The following is a 17,051-nucleotide window of genomic DNA, read 5'->3' as shown; positions in this document are numbered from 1 at the left end:
CTCTTTGCATTTATACCTAGGCCGCCGCAATAGTGGTCACACTTACTTCGCTGCAGCCACTCTGCAACAATGCGTGTGCGCAGGCTTCCAGTGTCGCGCCGGTTGTTAACACGTCATCAACCAAAAGCACACGCTTGCCATTTACTTCATTCGCCTGTTTTACAACAAATACCTGCTCTACGTTTTGCCAACGGTCAAGGCGACTTTTCTTTGTCTGGGTGTCGGTGTCGATCGCGCGCTCCAGCACTTTGCTACTCCATGCTATTTGCAGTGCTTCTGCCAGCCCTTTGGCAAAACCATCAGACTGGTTGTAGCCACGGCGCCGGAGTTTCAGACGGTGTAATGGCACAGGTATAACGAGATCGAAATGTGCTGCATACCCATACTCAGCCAGCAATGTACCGTACCGCCTACCCAAGTGTTCTCCGAGTTCCTGTGCTCCTTTGTATTTAAGCTTGTGAAGTACACGCTGCACTCGCCCCTTGGATCTGAAATGCAGGTATGAAAACGCAAATCTGACCGGTACCTTCCCCCAGAACCGCTGTTGCAGGTAGTTCAGCTCAGTAGCCCCATGCAGATGCAGGTCGGTATAAGGTAGTTTCACGTTGCACTCTGTGCAGATATAGCGTTCGCCTCGGGCCAACGGCAGGTCGCATGTGTGGCATATCTCCGGGAAAAGCAGGGACAGAAAATCCTGAAACATAGCAGGGCTGGTGTGGTTAAGGTATTCTTGATAATTTCGATTAACTTTATCTGTTATACTTTTAAAAGCATAAAACAGTCACAGCACACACAACAATGAGTCAGATAGAAGAATTCAACGAATACCGTACGCGCATGAACGAACGCATCATGTCGTACGACAACAAAGTAATCAAGCGCTTTTTTAACCTCGACACCAACACCTACGCGGAGGGTGCCCTCGATGTAAAAACCAAGGAAATGCTCGGCTTGGTGGCCTCCATGGTGCTCCGTTGCGACGATTGCATTAAGTATCACCTGGGCAAATGCTTCGACGAAGGCGTTTCGGATGAGCAGGTGTTTGAGGTGTTTTCCATAGCCAACTTAGTAGGAGGTTCTATTGTAATCCCGCACTTCCGCCGCGCAGTCGAGTACTGGGAGGAACTTAAAGCCCAGCAAAGCGCTTCGTAAATAAAGTTTTCCAAATGCTGTGCTGTTCACTTGTTGCTGCTCTTTGTGATCCTTACGCTATTGAGATCAACAATTTAACAATTCAGCCATTTAACAATTAACTGATATGGCCGACGAATCATCTAACCTGGAGCACAGATGGACCAATCTGCGGGCTTCTATGATGAAGACTTTCGGGAAAAAGCCTGACTTGAATGCGATCCTCTTTCTGATAGGTATACAGGAATTGGGCAGGGGCATCTCGGAATTTACAAAAGAAGAAAAACAGGACCTGATGCATATTGCTACCTGCAAGGTATTCAGCCTGTCGGGTTTCTACGAATTAGAACGGGTCGACGAAGAAGGTTGGCCCCATTACCGCTCTGCTAAACCTATACCTTTCACCAATCTGAAAGAGCAGGAACGAATGCTGAAATGGCACATCCTGGAGTACTTTGACAGAGCTGACGAAATTTAACATCTCAAAACAATTATTAAACCTATGCCGGCAGCATGTTTCTCCTTATAGTTAAAGGGTAGGCATGCTGCCATTGCATGGTTGTGAAACAGTACGTATGAAGATTATTACATATAACGTAAATGGCATTCGTGCCGCAATTTCCAAAGGATTTCAGGATTGGGTGAAAGCTGCTAATCCGGATGTGCTTTGCCTGCAGGAGATAAAAGCCTGCGAAGACAAGTTTGACCGGGCCATTTTTGAGGACATGGGCTATAACGTATACCTGCACCCAGCTGTGAAAAAGGGGTATAGCGGAGTGGCCATCCTCAGCAAAGAAAAGCCCAAGCATGTGGAGATAGGTTGCGGCATGGAATGTTATGACAATGAGGGACGCGTGATTCGGGCAGACTTCGACGATTATTCGGTGATGAGCGTATACATGCCTTCCGGATCGAGTGGTGATGAGCGGCAGGGTTTTAAAATGCAATGGCTCGACGACTTCAATGGGTATATCGGCGACCTGAAGCAAACGCTGCCAGGTATGGTGATCAGCGGCGACTACAACATCTGCCACCAGGCGATCGACATCCATAACCCGAAATCTAACGCTAACAGCTCCGGCTTTTTGCCTGAAGAGCGCAACTGGATGACCCAATTTATTGAGAGTGGCTTTGTGGACAGCTTCCGCCACTTTAACAAGGAGCCGCATAACTACAGTTGGTGGAGCTATAGGGCAGGGGCACGGGCCAAGAACCTTGGCTGGCGTATCGATTACAACATGGTGACGGACAATTTGCAGGACCGCATGCAACGGGCAGCCATTCTGCCGGAGGCCAAACACTCCGATCACTGCCCGGTTTTATTGGATATTATATAGTACAACGTCCTGTACGTATACTAAATCGACCTTGTCGTCAGTTTAATAATAGAGGCAATAGGAGATTCTCTTAAATTTCTATAGTTTAACGATTTATACCTCTCAGGTTAATCATTAGCTGTAAGCATGAGTTAGTCACGTTTAAAGAATCAGGCAGATGAATCAGCACGATGCGATGGACAAGCTGTTACAGCAGCTGCAGGCCTTTAAGAAAAAGTTCTACCTCAACTTATTGTTGCGGGGGAGCATTTTCGCCATAGGCCTGCTGATGTCCATCTACATTGTGTACAGTTTGCTGGAGTACATCTTTTACTTCCCGGTTTTTGTACGGGCCTTTCTCCTGTTCTCTTTCGTCGCCCTTACTGTTTACGCCCTCGTTCGCTGGATCATTCTTCCGCTTTCAGCCTTAACCAACCTCCGGAAACTACTCTCCGACGAGCAGGCGGCCGCCAGAGTGGGGGACCATTATCCCGAAATAAAAGACAAATTACTGAATGCCATTCAGCTGAAAGACCTTGACAGGACCAACGAGCTTATTGCCGCCAGTATAGCCCAACGCTCATCCCAGCTTGTCAACTATCCCTTTGAGGAAGCTATTACCTATCGTGAGAACAAGCCGCTTCTCAAATACATTGCGCTTCCTGCAGTTGTGATGCTCCTGATCGCTTTTCTATACCCTACCATTTTTGTGCAGGGCACCGAGCGTATCATCAATTATAAGAAGCATTATACCCCACTGGCTCCTTTCCGGTTTGTGGTGGAGAATGAGTCGCTCCAAACTTATAGAGGAGAAGACTTCGAGCTCAAAGTGGAGCTGGAGGGAAAGACTATACCTAGCGAGGTATACATTCACTATAACGGCAGACGCCAGCGACTGCAGAAGAGCGGCGATGGCTATACCTATACCTTCAAGCAACTGCAGCGTCCAGTGGAGTTCCAGTTGGAGGGTTCTGGCTTTATGTCTGGCGACTACAACCTGCACCTTCTCTCTCGGCCAAACTTAAAGAACTTCCATATGGAAGTGGCATACCCTGCTTATCTGAAACGGAAGCCGGAGTTGATACAAAATACGGGTAACGCCACTATACCTGCCGGCAGTACCATCACCTGGAACTTCGATGCCACTGAAACGGAGCGTGTTGAAATCAAATTAGAAAACCCCTCTGAAACACTTGTAGCTAAATCTAAGGCAAACTTATTCACAGCGAGCAAGCAGTTTACCGAAAGCCAGAATTATGGGGTAAACCTGCGAAACGCGCATAGCACCAACAAGGAAGAGATTAATTACCAGATCACCACTATACCTGACCGTCATCCGCAGATCACATTGGAGCAGTACCACGATTCTGCGCTTTACCGCTTTGTGGTGCTGGCCGGCGAAATTTCAGACGACTATGGCCTGACTCGATTGGTGCTGAACTATAAAGTAACTAACGATAAAAACCCGCAGGCCAGGTATAAGAGCGTGCCGATCGGACTGAACCGGCAGCAACTCAACCAAGCCTACTATCACCAATGGAATACAGCCGGCTTGCAACTCAATCCTGGCGACAAGCTGGAATACTTTGTGCAGGTATGGGACAACGATGACCTGAAAGGACCCAAAAGCGCGCGCACGCGTTCATTCGAACTGCGGGTGCCTAGCCGTCGTGACATGGAGCAAGAACTCATTAGTAATGCGCAGTCGGTAGAGAGCCAGCTCAGCAAATCATTGGAAAAGAGCACAAAGTTGAAGGAAGAGCTAGCTCAGTCGGAAGAAAAAGTGAAAACGAAGCGTGACCTGAACTGGCAGGACAAAAAGCAGCTGGAAGACCTGGCTGAGAAGCGCAAGCAACTGGAGCAGGATATCTCTTCCATGAAAGAGCTCTTTGATGAGCTCAACAAGAAGCAGAATATGCTCTCGGAACAGGACAAGCAGCTGGCCGAAAAAGCACAGGAGTTGAAGAAATTGATGGACAGCCTACTAGACGAGGAAACCAAAAAACTGTACGAGGAGCTTGAAAAGTTACTGCAGGAGCAAAGCCCGAAAGATTCTGAACTACAGAAACTGTTGAGCAAACTTGATAACCGCGAGCGCAACATGGAGCGTGAACTCGAAAGGGCGCTGGAGTTGTTTAAACAGCTTCAGTTTGAGCAAAAGCTCGACAATATCACCAACAAACTGGAGGAGATGGCCAAAGAACAGGAAGAGTTGTCCGACAAAACTGCTCAGAAACAGAAAGACAACAAGCAGCTGCAGCAGGAGCAGGAAGGTATACAGAAAGAGTTCGAGCAGCTAAAGCAGGACATGAAGGACCTGAAAGAGCTCAACGACAAGCTACAGAACCCAAACCAGATGGACGAGCAGCAAATGCAGCAAGAACAGCAGCAGATAGAGCAGGACATAGATCAGGGGCAGCAGCAGCTTGATAAGAACCAGAACAAAAAAGCGAGCGAGTCGCAGCAGAAGGCAGGGGAGAAGATGAAGCAGATGGCCCAGCAAATGGAACAGATGCAGAACAGCATGAGCATGCAGGGCATGGAACAGAACCTCGACAACCTGCGCGACATTCTGGAAAACCTGATCAAGCTTTCTTTTGACCAGGAGGGTTTGATGAAATCCTTCCGGGGCGTTAATCAAAGTGATCCTCGCTTCATTTCACTTTCGCAGCAACAGCTTTCGCTCCGTGACAATGCCAAGGTGATTGAGGACAGTCTTTTTGCACTCGCCAAGAAGGTGTTTCAGCTGGAGTCGTTTGTAACCCGTGAAGTGGCCCAGATGAACCAGAGTATGGACAACAGCATGAAAGATCTGCGCGACCGCAACGTGGGCCGAGCCACTGCCCAGCAGCAATTAGCCATGACTTCTATGAATAACCTGGCACTGATGCTGAACGACGCACTGAAGCAGATGCAGCAGGCCATGCAGCAAATGCAGGGCAATATGGCCAGTAAACAGAAGGGCAGTAAACCACAGCCGGGCGATTTTGGTCAGATGCAGGACGCTTTGAACAAAAAAATCGACGAATTGAAAAAAGGTGGCAAGTCAAGCAAGGCACTGTCTGAAGAATTAGCTAAATTAGCTGCGGAGCAGGAGGCTCTGCGCAATGCCCTGAAGGAAATGGAAAAGCAGGGACAGAAACCTAGCGAAAAGGGCGGCAACGGTGACTTAGGAAATATCACCAAGATGATGGAACAAAGCGAGACTGATCTCGTTAATAAACGTTTGACTGACCAGACCATCATGCGACAGCGCGAAATTCTTACCCGTTTGCTGGAGGCTGAGAAGTCTATGAAGGAGCGGGAATTGGACAACAAACGTGAGGCTAAAAGCGCTCAGGATGTTGCCAGACGAGTTCCGCCGTCATTTGAAAAGTATTTAAGAACGAAAGAAAAACAAACGGAATTACTGCAGAACGTACCACCGGCCCTTACGCCCTATTACAAGCAGAAGGTAAATGAGTATTTCCAGCATATGAGTAACTAATACGCACCTTATAGCATCACTAACAAGTTATATGAATCAGGTTAAAATTCAGATTCCTTCCTTAATCGAGAACATCCGGGTTATAGAAAGCTTCATAGACAATTCAAAGGAAGAATTCGAGTTTGAAGACGACGTGTATGGCAACATCATGGTAGCCGTTACAGAGTCTGTGAACAATGCCATCCGCCATGGCAATAAATTCGATAAGGAAAAACTAGTATACCTCACACTCCAGGTAGAGAACAACCAACTTCTTTTTGAAATCGAGGATGAAGGTCCCGGCTTTGATTACGATACGCTCCCGGATCCTACCGCTCCTGAAAACCTGGAGAACCCGGGTGGCCGTGGCATTTTCCTGATGCGCAATTTGTGTGACGAGGTGAACTTCCTTGACAACGGTAAAAAGGTACAACTCATATTTAACATCACTTCCTTACAGAATGGATCATCTAATTGAGTTCTTCAGCGAGGACATCGAATTCTCGCTGGATAACCCAGAACAGATTTCCGGCTGGATCGCAGATATCATAGAGCAGCATGAGCACGAACTGGTAGGTCTGACTTACATTTTCTGTTCTGATGATTACTTACACCAGATCAACGTTGAGTATCTCGATCACGACACGCTCACAGACATCATCACCTTCGACAATGCCGACTTAGAGGGCACTATCGAAGGTGATGTTTTTATAAGCATAGACCGGGTACGCGATAATGCTGCTACCCATGGCACATCTTTCCACGACGAACTTCACCGCGTTCTAATCCACGGGGTTCTGCACTTGCTAGGTTTTAAAGATAAAACCCCTGAGCAGGAAGCTGCTATGCGCAAACTCGAAGATTCTTCCTTATCTTTGCGGAAATTTTAATCGCAAAAAAGGGAATTACCGACCCTTCTTTGATGTTTCACGTGAAACATCTCTAAATTCAGAATACATGTTTCCAGAATACGATATCATAGTTGTAGGTGCGGGTCATGCGGGCTGCGAAGCTGCTGCAGCTGCTGCCAAGATGGGCTCTAAAGTTCTATTGGCAACCATGAACATGAACACCATTGCCCAAATGTCTTGCAACCCGGCTATGGGTGGCGTGGCAAAAGGACAAATTGTGCGCGAAGTAGATGCGCTAGGAGGTATGAGCGGTATCATTACCGACGAAACCATGATCCAGTTTAGGATGCTCAATAAGTCGAAGGGGCCTGCTATGTGGAGTCCCCGCGCACAGAGCGACCGCATGCGCTTTGCTGAAGCCTGGCGCCTGACATTGGAGCAAACGGATAATGTGGACTTCTGGCAGGAGATGGTGACAGGTATAGAAGTAGAGGGCGGAAGAGCCGTCGGTGTGCGCACCAGCCTGGGGATAACTATACGTGGAAAGGCCGTTGTATTAACGAATGGTACCTTTTTGAATGGTATTATCCACATCGGAGAGAAGCAGATGGGAGGTGGCCGCTCAGCAGAGAAATCAGCAAAAGGCTTAACAGAGCAGTTGATCCAACTTGGTTTTGAGGCAGGCCGTATGAAAACCGGAACTCCGCCACGTGTTGATGGTCGGTCACTAGACTACAGCCGTATGGAGGAACAGTTCGGTGATGAGAATCCCTCGAAATTTTCGTATATAGAAACTACTCCACTGGCAAAACAGCGCAGCTGCTTTATTACCTATACCAATTCAGAAGTGCACGAGATCCTGAAAACCGGCTTTGAAAAATCGCCGATGTTCCAGGGCCGAATTCAGGGATTAGGTCCGCGTTACTGCCCATCTATCGAAGACAAGATCAACCGCTTCGCTGATCGTGACCGTCACCAGATCTTTGTAGAGCCGGAAGGATGGAACACGGTAGAGGTATACGTGAATGGCTTCTCCAGTTCTTTACCTGAAGATGTGCAACTGAAAGCGCTTCGAAAGATTGTAGGATTTGAGAATGCCAAGATGTTCCGCCCCGGCTATGCCATCGAGTACGACTTCTTCCCACCAACTCAACTCAACCTCACCTTGGAAACCAAGGTAGTGGAGAACCTATACTTTGCCGGCCAGATTAACGGAACAACAGGGTATGAGGAAGCGGCTTGTCAGGGATTGATGGCAGGTATAAATGCGCACAACAAGATAAATGAGAAAGCACCGTTTATACTGAAGCGGTCAGAAGCTTACATCGGTGTGCTGATAGATGATCTGGTGAACAAAGGGACGGACGAGCCATACCGCATGTTTACTTCAAGAGCAGAGCACCGTATCCTGCTACGCCAGGACAATGCGGATATTCGCCTTACTAAGCTCGGCTACGAACTCGGATTGGCTGATGAAAGTCGCATGGCAGCTGTGGATAAGAAGATCACGGAATCAGCTGATATCATCGCCTATTTGAATAATAAGCCGATTGAACCTGGAGATATCAACAGTATGCTGGAGCAAATGGGCTCCGCGCCAATTGTAGAAAAGCAGCGTGCAGGCCAATTGATCAAGCGACCAAACATTGAAATAAAGCATATAGCTGAAGCGGTGCCCACTGTAGCAGAATACCTGAGCAAATTCAAAGCTGATAGCATAGATCAAGCTGAAATAGCAGTGAAATACGAGAGCTACATTGTAAAGGAGCATACTATGGCTGCTAAAATGGGCGAACTCGAGAACTATAACATCAAAGAGAAAATAGACTACCGCAACATACCTGCCCTGTCAGCAGAAGCTCGCGAAAAATTGCTGCGTGTACAGCCTGAAACAATCGGGCAGGCATCGCGCATCAGTGGCGTGTCACCGGCTGACATATCGGTACTAATGGTATACCTTGGAAAATAAATGAGCTACGAAAGACTGGAGCAATGCCCGATATGCGGCAAAGAAGAGTTTAAAAACTTCCTGGTAGTGACAGACAACGCGGTCTCGAAAGAGAGCTTTGTGATTGTGGAGTGTGAAAACTGCAACTTCAAGTTTACGAACCCTCGACCGGATGCTGCCAGTATTGATAAGTATTACGAATCCGAGGAATACATATCGCACAGCAACATTAAGACAGGCATTATCAACAGGGCCTATCATGTGGTGCGCTCCATTACGACGAAGCAAAAAGTAGAGCTTATCAACAGGCACGCCCCAGCCAAGGGAACCATCCTGGATTATGGCTGTGGCACGGGCGTATTCCTGAGTGCCTGCAAACAGGACGGCTGGGACATACGAGGAGTCGAACCAAATGGACGTGCACGCGAGGAAGCTTCCTCACTGACAGGAGAGATAGTGGCCAAGGGACTTGAAGAAATCTCCGGTGAAAAGTTTGAAGTCATTACGATGTGGCATGTGTTGGAGCATATCCATACGCTAAACGAAACGTTGGCAGAACTCATCAACTTGCTGCAGGACGACGGGACGTTGATCATAGCTGTTCCCAATGCCGATTCGCATGACGCCCAGCAGTACAAGGCAGACTGGGCAGCCTATGATGTGCCACGGCACCTGTACCATTTCACGCAGCCGACGATGAAGCGCCTGCTCAAAAAGCATAAGATGCAACTGGAGGAAGTACTGCCTATGAAGTTTGATGCCTACTACGTGAGCATGCTAAGCGAGAAACATAAGGAGGGGAAGACTAAGGTCATCAGCAGTGTAGTGAACGGGTACAAATCCAATAGCTACGCAGAGAAAAACGGCAACGATTATTCGAGCCTCATTTTTGTAGCAAAGAGAAAATAAGCACCGCAACCGAGTGTTAATAAATAAGAACAAGGCAGGCGAAAGTTTGCCTGTTTTTCATTTAAACGAATAGTAGATGAAACTTGTCAACAGTATTTTTCTCGCTGCTTCCTTCATGACACTTGCATCCTGTGCGAGTATAAACAACCCTGAAGGAGGCCCAAAGGATGAAGAAGCACCAGAACTCCTCAACAGCAACCCCAAGCCGCAAGAGCTAAATGTCAGCACCCGCACGATCACATTAGACTTTGATGAAGAGGTGCAGCCAAACAACTTACAGAAGGAATTGCTGATTACACCTTTCACTGATAACAAATACCAGGTGAGGTTAGAGAAGACCAGATTAGAACTGGTTTTTGAAGAACCGTTTGAGGAGAACACCACCTATACCTTTAACTTCCGGAAGGGCATACAGGATATCACGGAAAAAAACATAGCAGAAGGGCTAGGGCTTACGTTCAGTACAGGAACATTCATCGATTCAAGCAGAGTGAGCGGGCAGGTGGTTAAACTGCTGACACAAGAGCCGGAGAAAGAAACTGTGGTTGCCTTATACCCAACGAACGATACGCTGAGCATCCGGAAAAGCAGACCATATTACCAGACACAAACAGATGCGAATGGGGAGTTTACATTTGAAAATATAAAGGATGGTGAATACAGGATCTACGCACTGACAGACAAGAACAACAACTCACTTTATGATAACGAGGAAGAGTGGATAGCCTACAAAGCAGAACCAATCCGCGTAAACAGTGAAGAGCAGGAAGTAGTGTTGCAAACGGTACGAATAGATACCAAACGCCCCCTACTACAACGCCGCGAAAGGTATACGGACCGTTTTGTAGCCAACTACAATGAAGGCCTGGAAATCTTCGTAGCTACCTCCGCCGGCTCCCCAAAGGATACCCTGGTCCATAAGGTATCGCCAGATGGAAAGATAGTGGATGTATTTGGGAGCAACCGTTTCACTGGAGGCAGAGCCCTGTTAACCGCAATAGACTCTGCTGCAAATCGCACCGTGGATACGGTTCAGATAGCATTTGAAGGAAAGAGAGCCCAACGTGTAAGCGGAGCAAGGCTGAAGGCGAATGGCAATGGTGCAGGCGATAACAACACAGTGAGTGAAGGACAGCAAGTAACAATCGAATTAGAAACACCGGTAAGCATCAAGACAAAAGAGCCCATACGCCTGCTGGCCGACAGCATTGAAGTGGCTAGACTAACTTATCCTGATCAGGTGAAATTAGACCGCTCAGCTACAGAATTGAGTTTCGTAATGCCAAAGTGGACCAACAAGATTCGTGAAGCAACCATCATACTAGATAGCGCGGGCATAGTGCCGGTACAGGGAGCGCAGTTCAGCAAACCCGCCATACAGGTAACGATAGCAGAAGCGCGTGGCGCCGGAAGTTTGAGAGGAGCCGTTAAAACAGAACAGAAGAATTACATCGTTCAGTTAGTAGACAACCAATATAAAGTGAAGAACCAGGTGCGTAATGCCAAAACGTACAACTTCAGGAACATTGAACCAGGTACCTACTTTATCCGGGTTATACTGGATGCCAACAACAATGGCAAGTGGGATGGAGGAGATCCAGAACTAGTCAAAGAACCAGAGCAGGTATACCTTCATGACAAACCATTGGAGATCCGGGCAAACTGGGAGATGGAAGAAAACGTAACGTTTTAGAAGAAAAAGGAAGCTACTTAGCTTCCTTTTTTTATGCCCGGACCACCGTAACCAGGCTGATTTGCAGTGGATAAAATATGCAGAAAGGTGCAACAAGTAACTCGGAGAGGATAGAGACGGCATCTTGTCAACAATAGTAAAGCAAACTGATGACGCAAAGGTAATACTGAAACTTTCGAAAAAAGGGAATTTGTCACAGGCAAAAAATCGGGCAGAAAATCCTTAACTGACAAAAACGAATAGGGGAACCACTCTCACAAACGTTAGCCAATCTTAATTCATGTAATAAGATTCACATAACCAATGGGTCTCTCCGTACTAAAGCAAGCACAAAAAATCTGAAGGTATAAGCAGCGAATGAGGACCAACTTACCAAACCGCTATACCAGAGTGAAAAGAACCTTTGTAAAATTACTGAACGCCACGCCTGACAAGTTCCCATCAGTTTGAAACGTTTGCAAATCTAGCTCTCCCCTAAAAGTGTAATAGCACGGCCTGCTACACAACAAAGCTAACCAGATAAGATCGCACTTGGTATGTTTATACCAGGACACTCTTCCCATCAAAAAGATCTAATATAGTCGGTTAAGACGCTTAGAATAATCGCATAGGTATAGCTAGCCGCTTCAGCGGTATAAGTAACTGAAAGGGATACTCAACGAGTAAGAAGTTGCGTAGAGTTGATGAGCAGTAGCGAATCAAACTATGCGTGAAACAACTATTCAAAGAAAGTAGAGCAAGCCTAGCAAATAAAGTCTTCGGATTAACGTAAGAGGTAAAAACCTAGTGCTAGGCCAGAAGAAAAATCAGCTTTTTCAGGAATCAAAAAAAGTGTTTAGTAATCCACAAAACAGGTGGGTATACCTGTGGACAAGTGTGGAGTAAATCTGATAACTCAACAAGCTTATGTTCCACAGGTATACCTATAGGGCTGTGGAACACATAAAAAGTGGAAACCGGTTGACAAAGGTATACCTTAAAAAGGCTTTTCCACGGTGACACAAGCATGTGAAAAAAGTAATGCACACAAAATGGGTAAAAGTGGATAAACAGGGTAAGTAATTGAAAGCTAAAAATTAACAAAAAGATAATGTGTGGGAAGCTGAGTGCACAGACAAGGTATAGAAAAAAGAAATGAGGACAAGTTGGGATGTTCCACACTTATCAACTTGTAAACAGTCTTAATAATGAAAGAAGATTTATTTAAAGAATTATCTAATTAAAATTATTAGAAAGGGGTAAGGTGTGGAAAGCTGGATAAGTCGGCTCAAAAAGAGGGAAAATGAGCTGCTTAAAAGGTCGGTACGGAGAGGTGCAAAAAAAAGCAAAAAATAAAAGCGCTATATTTATACGGAGAAAAAGAGAACGCTAAAACTAAAGTATGACATTTCTACTAAAACTAACACCTCCTTTCGAAGACCCAGTGCTGATTTTCACGCTGGTGCTGTTGATCATCCTCATTGCCCCCATTATACTCAACAAACTGAAAATACCGGGCATAGTGGGACTTATACTAGCTGGCGTAATAGTAGGGCCGAACGGATTTAACCTGCTGCTGCGCGACTCCAGCATCGTTCTGTTCGGTACCGTAGGAATACTCTACATTATGTTCTTGGCGGGGCTGGAAATGGACATGATAGGGTTCAAAAAAACGAAAGTAAGGAGCATAGTATATGGAGCCCTCACTTTCTTTATCCCGATAATATCCGGTACAATCCTTTTCTTTTATGGATATGAATACCAGATAAATTCAGCAGTGTTGCTTTCCTGTATGTTTGCTTCCCACACGCTGCTGGCTTATCCGATAGTAAGTAAACTTGGACTAACAAAAAACGAGGCAGTAACCGTAACGATTGGAGGAACCATCATCACGGATACGGCAGTGCTCCTGGTACTGGCGGTAGTAGCAGGGGTGGCACAAGGCAACATTGGGGTAGGATACTGGATAAAGCTAATGGTATCGCTGTCTATATTCGTAGCCATAGTGGTTTTTGTGTTTCCAATTATCGCCAAGTGGTTTTTTAAGCAAATAGAAAGTGAACAAGGAGCACAATTCATTTTTGTGCTCACGCTGGTGTTTGCAGCAGCGTTCCTGGCAGAATTGGCTGGAGTGGAGGCTATCTTAGGCGCCTTCCTGGCAGGATTAGCACTAAACCAGCTCATTCCACACGCATCAGCTTTAATGAACAGGTTAGAGTTTGTGGGCAACAATATTTTCGTTCCCTTTTTCCTCATAAGTGTAGGTATGTTGGTCGATGTGACGGTGCTGTTCGAGGGAGTGGAAATCATTATCATGGCCGTCGTGATCATTGTCCTGGCACTAATTACTAAATGGGTGCCTGCCTTCATCACACAAAAGCTTTACGGCTATACTGTCACACAGCGAAATCTGATGTTTGGTCTCAGTACAGCAAGAGCCGCAGCCACGCTTGCAGTGATACTGGTCGGGTATGAGCTGCAAATAATAGGGGAGACGGCTCTGAACCTGACTGTAGTGCTAATCTTGGCCACTTCACTGAGTAGTTCTTTCATTACAGAAAAAGCAGCACGCATACTGGCAATTATCGAAAGCCGGAAGCAGCCGGATCTGAGCGAAAAGCCAGATCGAATTATGGTGCCAATAGGTAATCCGAAAACACTCGAGAATCTGGTGGACCTGGCGATCATGCTAAAAAATCCGCAGTACCATGAGCCAATTTATCCGCTGGCCGTGGTGATAGACAATGAACAAGCAGCCGAAGAAATCTATAAGAAGAACAAAATGCTGCAGGAGGCAGTTAAACACGCCTCGGCAACGGACAACGATGTACAGCTTGTATCTAAAATAGACATCAATGTGGCAAGCGGTATACTCCGAGCCATCAAAGAGTTAATGATCACGGAAGTAGTGCTTGGCTGGAATGCCAAGATCACTACAAGTGACCGTATATTTGGCACGATACTCGACAACCTGCTCGAAAACACTGAGCAGATGATACTCGTGTGTAAGATCATGCAACCACTAAATACGACCAGTCGTCTGGTGGTGATTGTACCGGTAAATGCTGAACTTGAAAGAGGCTTTCTGCGCTGGATGCGAGCTGTCCGATTGCTTTCGACGCAGCTTGGAGCTAAGGTGGTTTTTATGGCGGGTAGAAGAACCAACAATAAAATAAAAGCCACTGTGCAGAGCAGTAAGCCTGCCGTAGATGCTACCTATGTGCCTAGGCCTTCGATGTCCGAGTTCGAGAGCAACCAGACAGGTATAAGCAAAGACGATATGGTAGTGGTGATATCAGCTCGCAGAGGCACGTTATCCTATAATGGCATACTCGACAATGTGCCGCGCGTGCTTTCGCGCAACTACAAAGACAATAGCTTCATCATCATATATCCGGAACAGCACCCGAGCCTATACCAGGACAATCAGTTCAAGACAAGTGGCTATACCAATGAAACAAGAGAGATCGAGGGCTTTTAACTATGAACTTAATTTCAGGAAAACGGATTTCAGAAAAAATCCGGAGCTATACCGTATAGGAAAAGGAGAGCAGGGCGTTCTGCTGGTAGAACCCTATAAGTCGGAGATACTGCCGCATTGGCGCTTTAAGACGCCCGAGATCGCATGGGAGTCATCGGAGCATATCTACGCCTTGTTTCTGGATTACCTCCGTCAGAATGACTTTGTAGGTGCCGACATGGCCCGCAAGTTTTTACAGATGGGCTACACCCGCTCGCGCCGCTACGCCAACCACCGCACGGGCCAGAAGTACAAAGGACCCGTTCCGGATGATAAGAAAGGACAAAGCGGAGCCCATGGAAGAGACCAGTTGCCGCTGGACCCGGATCCGGTCAAGGCTGAATCGGCACGCATTTTCAAGGCCAAGTGGGATGAGGCCAAAGAAAATGAAACGTATAAAAAGCTGATGGCAGAATTCAGGGCAACATACGAGTCATAAAAAAATTGAAGAAGATGAAATCATTTAACCTTTTAATTCCGAAATTAGTAAATCACATATCTTTGCATACAAGATAAAACTAGAGAGCAACATGGTTAACAAAGAAATCAGGTTAGGCAAAGGGCTTGGTAAGATCAAGTTTGGCCTTACAATGGAAGAAGTAGAAGCGCTATTGGGCGAACCTGAAGAAATAGAAGAGTCCGACGAAGAGGATGAGTTTGAACATCAGGCCTGGAACTACTGGGAAGAAGGCTACTCGCTGTACTTCGACAAGGAAGATGATTACAAACTGAGCTGCATCGAAACGGCCAACCGCGAGGTGAAGCTGTGGGAAGAGCGCATCTTCGAGATGAGCCAGGAGCAGCTGAAAAGGCTTTTTGCTGACCACGGGTATGAGGACCTGGAAGAAGAGGAAATGGAAACCGGCGAGACGCGCATTTCTTACGAGAAGGAGATGATCGATCTGTACTTCGACGAAGACCAGCTGATTGCCGTGAACTTCGGCGTCTTCATCAACGACAACCTGGAGGTTGTTTGGCCTGAGAAATAAGAAATAGGTATAAATAAAAAGAGAAAGCCCCGATAACGATGTAGTTACCGGGGCTTTTAGTTTTATCCTTATCTCAGGAAGTACAGTGTATAAACCTTCGCTTAGTTGAAGAAGAAGTTATAGATTTCTTCCTGAATAGCCGGGTTAATAGCGATAGCCAGTATCAAAGAAATAATAAGGCCAATGGTTACCGATAGGATGTCTTTGCCTATTAAGTTCAATGTTTTGGCAATCTTCACACTGCTATCCTGCGCTCGCAGGCGCATGCCTAACTCACGACCAGCCAGCAAGCCAATAAACACCCAGGTTGTACTCATCGGTACGTTGTTCACCTCCTTGAAAACATAAAGAATCAGGGCATAAACTAAGTCGATGATGGTGGCGCTGCGCACATCGCGTACTTCTGATTTCTCGTTGATGATGTTCTGGATCTTGTCCCCTTTCTTAAAAAACAGGAAACCAAGGCCCAGGAAGATGAACAGCGTGAAGGCCAGGAATTCGTACATATTCAGCTGGCGTGGCAGGTAAACGGCAATATTGGCCAGGTCTTGTGCCAACCAGATGTACCACAAGAAGCCACTGATAATCCACTGTGCGAAAACCCAGAAAGCATGCGCCTCGCCTTTAATAAAGCGTTTGATAACTTTTGTGAGCGTCAGGTAAATAATCAGGGCCGAAATGAAGGCAACAATATAACCCGCTACGCTTTTGTTGAGCATACTCAGAATGGTGCCCGAAGTAGCCGTGAACACGCTGAGTAGCATAAACGTGGTGGAGACAGGTATACGGAACCTGGTTAAGAGCAAAAGGATAATGGGGGATGCCAGCTGCAGGTATACGAAGCTGGTAGGCGCCACTTCCAGGCCGGGTGTAGCCAAGCGCTGGTACGACACATCGCCGTCAAATGCCACCCAGCTATAGGTAACCGTACCCACGAAAATAAGCCCCATAAAGAGCCACTGCCAGTACCATTTCTTGTCCTCGTTGGATCCGATGAACGTGCCGATGGTCTGGATACTGTCGTTGGCGATGGCCGAGTAGCCTGCAAATGCAAAGCCAACCCACATGGCAATGGAAGGATAAGGATAAACAGCACCTGCCATGATCAGGGAGAATGCGATAAAGTAAAGGAACTTCTTTTCCTTCTGTACGACAACATCCAGCAGGCCAAACCGCTTTGTAAACTTGTGTGGTTGAGCCGGAAGAACTTGCTTCGGTCCCTTCTTTTTCTTAGCCATTTTTAAAGGTT

At 46.6% G+C, this 17,051-nt stretch carries 14 protein-coding genes; 12 read left to right on the top strand and 2 right to left on the bottom strand.

Features of this window, described 5'->3' with window-relative positions; translation table 11 throughout:
• Window positions 1–16: 16 nt before the first annotated feature.
• The gene (locus tag AC4QZR_RS17480) at window positions 17–703 is read right to left on the bottom strand and encodes a ComF family protein (RefSeq protein ID WP_494482075.1); all 687 of its coding nucleotides are present in this window, start codon (window positions 701–703) and stop codon (window positions 17–19) included.
• Window positions 704–798: 95 nt separating this feature from the next.
• Here AC4QZR_RS17480 and AC4QZR_RS17475 point away from each other — a divergent pair, with 95 nt between their 5' ends.
• The 12 genes from AC4QZR_RS17475 (at window position 799) to AC4QZR_RS17420 (ending at window position 15,802) form a co-directional block, all read left to right on the top strand.
• Window positions 799–1,152: a carboxymuconolactone decarboxylase family protein gene (locus AC4QZR_RS17475; protein WP_220626146.1), complete on the top strand. Its 354-nt coding sequence runs from the start codon at window positions 799–801 to the stop codon at window positions 1,150–1,152.
• A 106-nt stretch (window positions 1,153–1,258) separates the two neighbouring features.
• A complete protein-coding gene (locus AC4QZR_RS17470; RefSeq protein WP_220626147.1) occupies window positions 1,259–1,609 on the top strand; it encodes a hypothetical protein in 351 nt (116 codons plus the stop codon).
• Between the two features lie 97 nt (window positions 1,610–1,706).
• Entirely contained in the window at window positions 1,707–2,468 is a 762-nt protein-coding gene (locus AC4QZR_RS17465; RefSeq protein WP_494482074.1) for an exodeoxyribonuclease III, read from the top strand.
• 157 nt (window positions 2,469–2,625) lie between these two features.
• The gene (locus AC4QZR_RS17460) at window positions 2,626–5,934 is read left to right on the top strand and encodes a DUF4175 family protein (RefSeq protein ID WP_494482073.1); all 3,309 of its coding nucleotides are present in this window, start codon (window positions 2,626–2,628) and stop codon (window positions 5,932–5,934) included.
• Window positions 5,935–5,965: 31 nt separating this feature from the next.
• A complete protein-coding gene (locus tag AC4QZR_RS17455) occupies window positions 5,966–6,391 on the top strand; it encodes an ATP-binding protein (protein WP_101444487.1) in 426 nt (141 codons plus the stop codon).
• Window positions 6,375–6,803, top strand: coding sequence for an rRNA maturation RNase YbeY (gene ybeY, locus AC4QZR_RS17450; protein WP_494482072.1), 429 nt, complete (start codon window positions 6,375–6,377; stop codon window positions 6,801–6,803). The genes AC4QZR_RS17455 and ybeY overlap by 17 nt, the downstream gene beginning before the upstream one ends.
• A 67-nt stretch (window positions 6,804–6,870) precedes the next feature.
• Window positions 6,871–8,733 (top strand): tRNA uridine-5-carboxymethylaminomethyl(34) synthesis enzyme MnmG, encoded by a 1,863-nt coding sequence (mnmG, locus tag AC4QZR_RS17445; RefSeq protein WP_494482071.1) that lies wholly within the window; start codon window positions 6,871–6,873, stop codon window positions 8,731–8,733.
• On the top strand, window positions 8,734–9,621 hold the full coding sequence (locus AC4QZR_RS17440) for a class I SAM-dependent methyltransferase (protein WP_494482070.1): 888 nt from the start codon (window positions 8,734–8,736) through the stop codon (window positions 9,619–9,621). It begins immediately after the preceding gene.
• Between the two features lie 76 nt (window positions 9,622–9,697).
• On the top strand, window positions 9,698–11,314 hold the full coding sequence (locus AC4QZR_RS17435) for an Ig-like domain-containing protein (protein WP_494482069.1): 1,617 nt from the start codon (window positions 9,698–9,700) through the stop codon (window positions 11,312–11,314).
• A gap of 1,381 nt (window positions 11,315–12,695) precedes the next feature.
• The gene (locus AC4QZR_RS17430; protein WP_494482068.1) at window positions 12,696–14,774 is read left to right on the top strand and encodes a cation:proton antiporter domain-containing protein; all 2,079 of its coding nucleotides are present in this window, start codon (window positions 12,696–12,698) and stop codon (window positions 14,772–14,774) included.
• The gene (locus tag AC4QZR_RS17425; protein ID WP_494482067.1) at window positions 14,746–15,252 is read left to right on the top strand and encodes a DUF4385 domain-containing protein; all 507 of its coding nucleotides are present in this window, start codon (window positions 14,746–14,748) and stop codon (window positions 15,250–15,252) included. Before AC4QZR_RS17430 ends, AC4QZR_RS17425 begins: the two co-directional genes overlap by 29 nt.
• A 91-nt stretch (window positions 15,253–15,343) precedes the next feature.
• Window positions 15,344–15,802 (top strand): hypothetical protein, encoded by a 459-nt coding sequence (locus AC4QZR_RS17420; protein ID WP_188500777.1) that lies wholly within the window; start codon window positions 15,344–15,346, stop codon window positions 15,800–15,802.
• Window positions 15,803–15,903: 101 nt separating this feature from the next.
• On the opposite strand, the gene AC4QZR_RS17415 is transcribed toward AC4QZR_RS17420, so the two are convergent.
• Entirely contained in the window at window positions 15,904–17,040 is a 1,137-nt protein-coding gene (locus tag AC4QZR_RS17415; RefSeq protein WP_494482066.1) for a hypothetical protein, read from the bottom strand.
• Window positions 17,041–17,051: the final 11 nt, after the last annotated feature.

Source organism: Pontibacter sp. YIM B11418, assembly GCF_059278805.1.
This window is presented reverse-complemented; position numbering and strand designations above follow the sequence as displayed.

What these genes read in the sequence shown, in the direction of transcription:
- AC4QZR_RS17480 (WP_494482075.1), bottom strand. Translation starts at nt 703, where the DNA reads ATGTTTCAGGATTTTCTGTCCCTGCTTTTCCCGGAGATATGCCACACA.
- AC4QZR_RS17460 (WP_494482073.1), top strand. Translation starts at nt 2,626, where the DNA reads ATGAATCAGCACGATGCGATGGACAAGCTGTTACAGCAGCTGCAGGCC.
- AC4QZR_RS17430 (WP_494482068.1), top strand. Translation starts at nt 12,696, where the DNA reads ATGACATTTCTACTAAAACTAACACCTCCTTTCGAAGACCCAGTGCTG.
- AC4QZR_RS17435 (WP_494482069.1), top strand. Translation starts at nt 9,698, where the DNA reads ATGAAACTTGTCAACAGTATTTTTCTCGCTGCTTCCTTCATGACACTT.
- AC4QZR_RS17425 (WP_494482067.1), top strand. Translation starts at nt 14,746, where the DNA reads ATGAAACAAGAGAGATCGAGGGCTTTTAACTATGAACTTAATTTCAGG.
- AC4QZR_RS17440 (WP_494482070.1), top strand. Translation starts at nt 8,734, where the DNA reads ATGAGCTACGAAAGACTGGAGCAATGCCCGATATGCGGCAAAGAAGAG.
- AC4QZR_RS17470 (WP_220626147.1), top strand. Translation starts at nt 1,259, where the DNA reads ATGGCCGACGAATCATCTAACCTGGAGCACAGATGGACCAATCTGCGG.
- AC4QZR_RS17415 (WP_494482066.1), bottom strand. Translation starts at nt 17,040, where the DNA reads ATGGCTAAGAAAAAGAAGGGACCGAAGCAAGTTCTTCCGGCTCAACCA.
- AC4QZR_RS17465 (WP_494482074.1), top strand. Translation starts at nt 1,707, where the DNA reads ATGAAGATTATTACATATAACGTAAATGGCATTCGTGCCGCAATTTCC.
- ybeY (WP_494482072.1), top strand. Translation starts at nt 6,375, where the DNA reads ATGGATCATCTAATTGAGTTCTTCAGCGAGGACATCGAATTCTCGCTG.
- AC4QZR_RS17420 (WP_188500777.1), top strand. Translation starts at nt 15,344, where the DNA reads ATGGTTAACAAAGAAATCAGGTTAGGCAAAGGGCTTGGTAAGATCAAG.
- AC4QZR_RS17475 (WP_220626146.1), top strand. Translation starts at nt 799, where the DNA reads ATGAGTCAGATAGAAGAATTCAACGAATACCGTACGCGCATGAACGAA.
- AC4QZR_RS17455 (WP_101444487.1), top strand. Translation starts at nt 5,966, where the DNA reads ATGAATCAGGTTAAAATTCAGATTCCTTCCTTAATCGAGAACATCCGG.
- mnmG (WP_494482071.1), top strand. Translation starts at nt 6,871, where the DNA reads ATGTTTCCAGAATACGATATCATAGTTGTAGGTGCGGGTCATGCGGGC.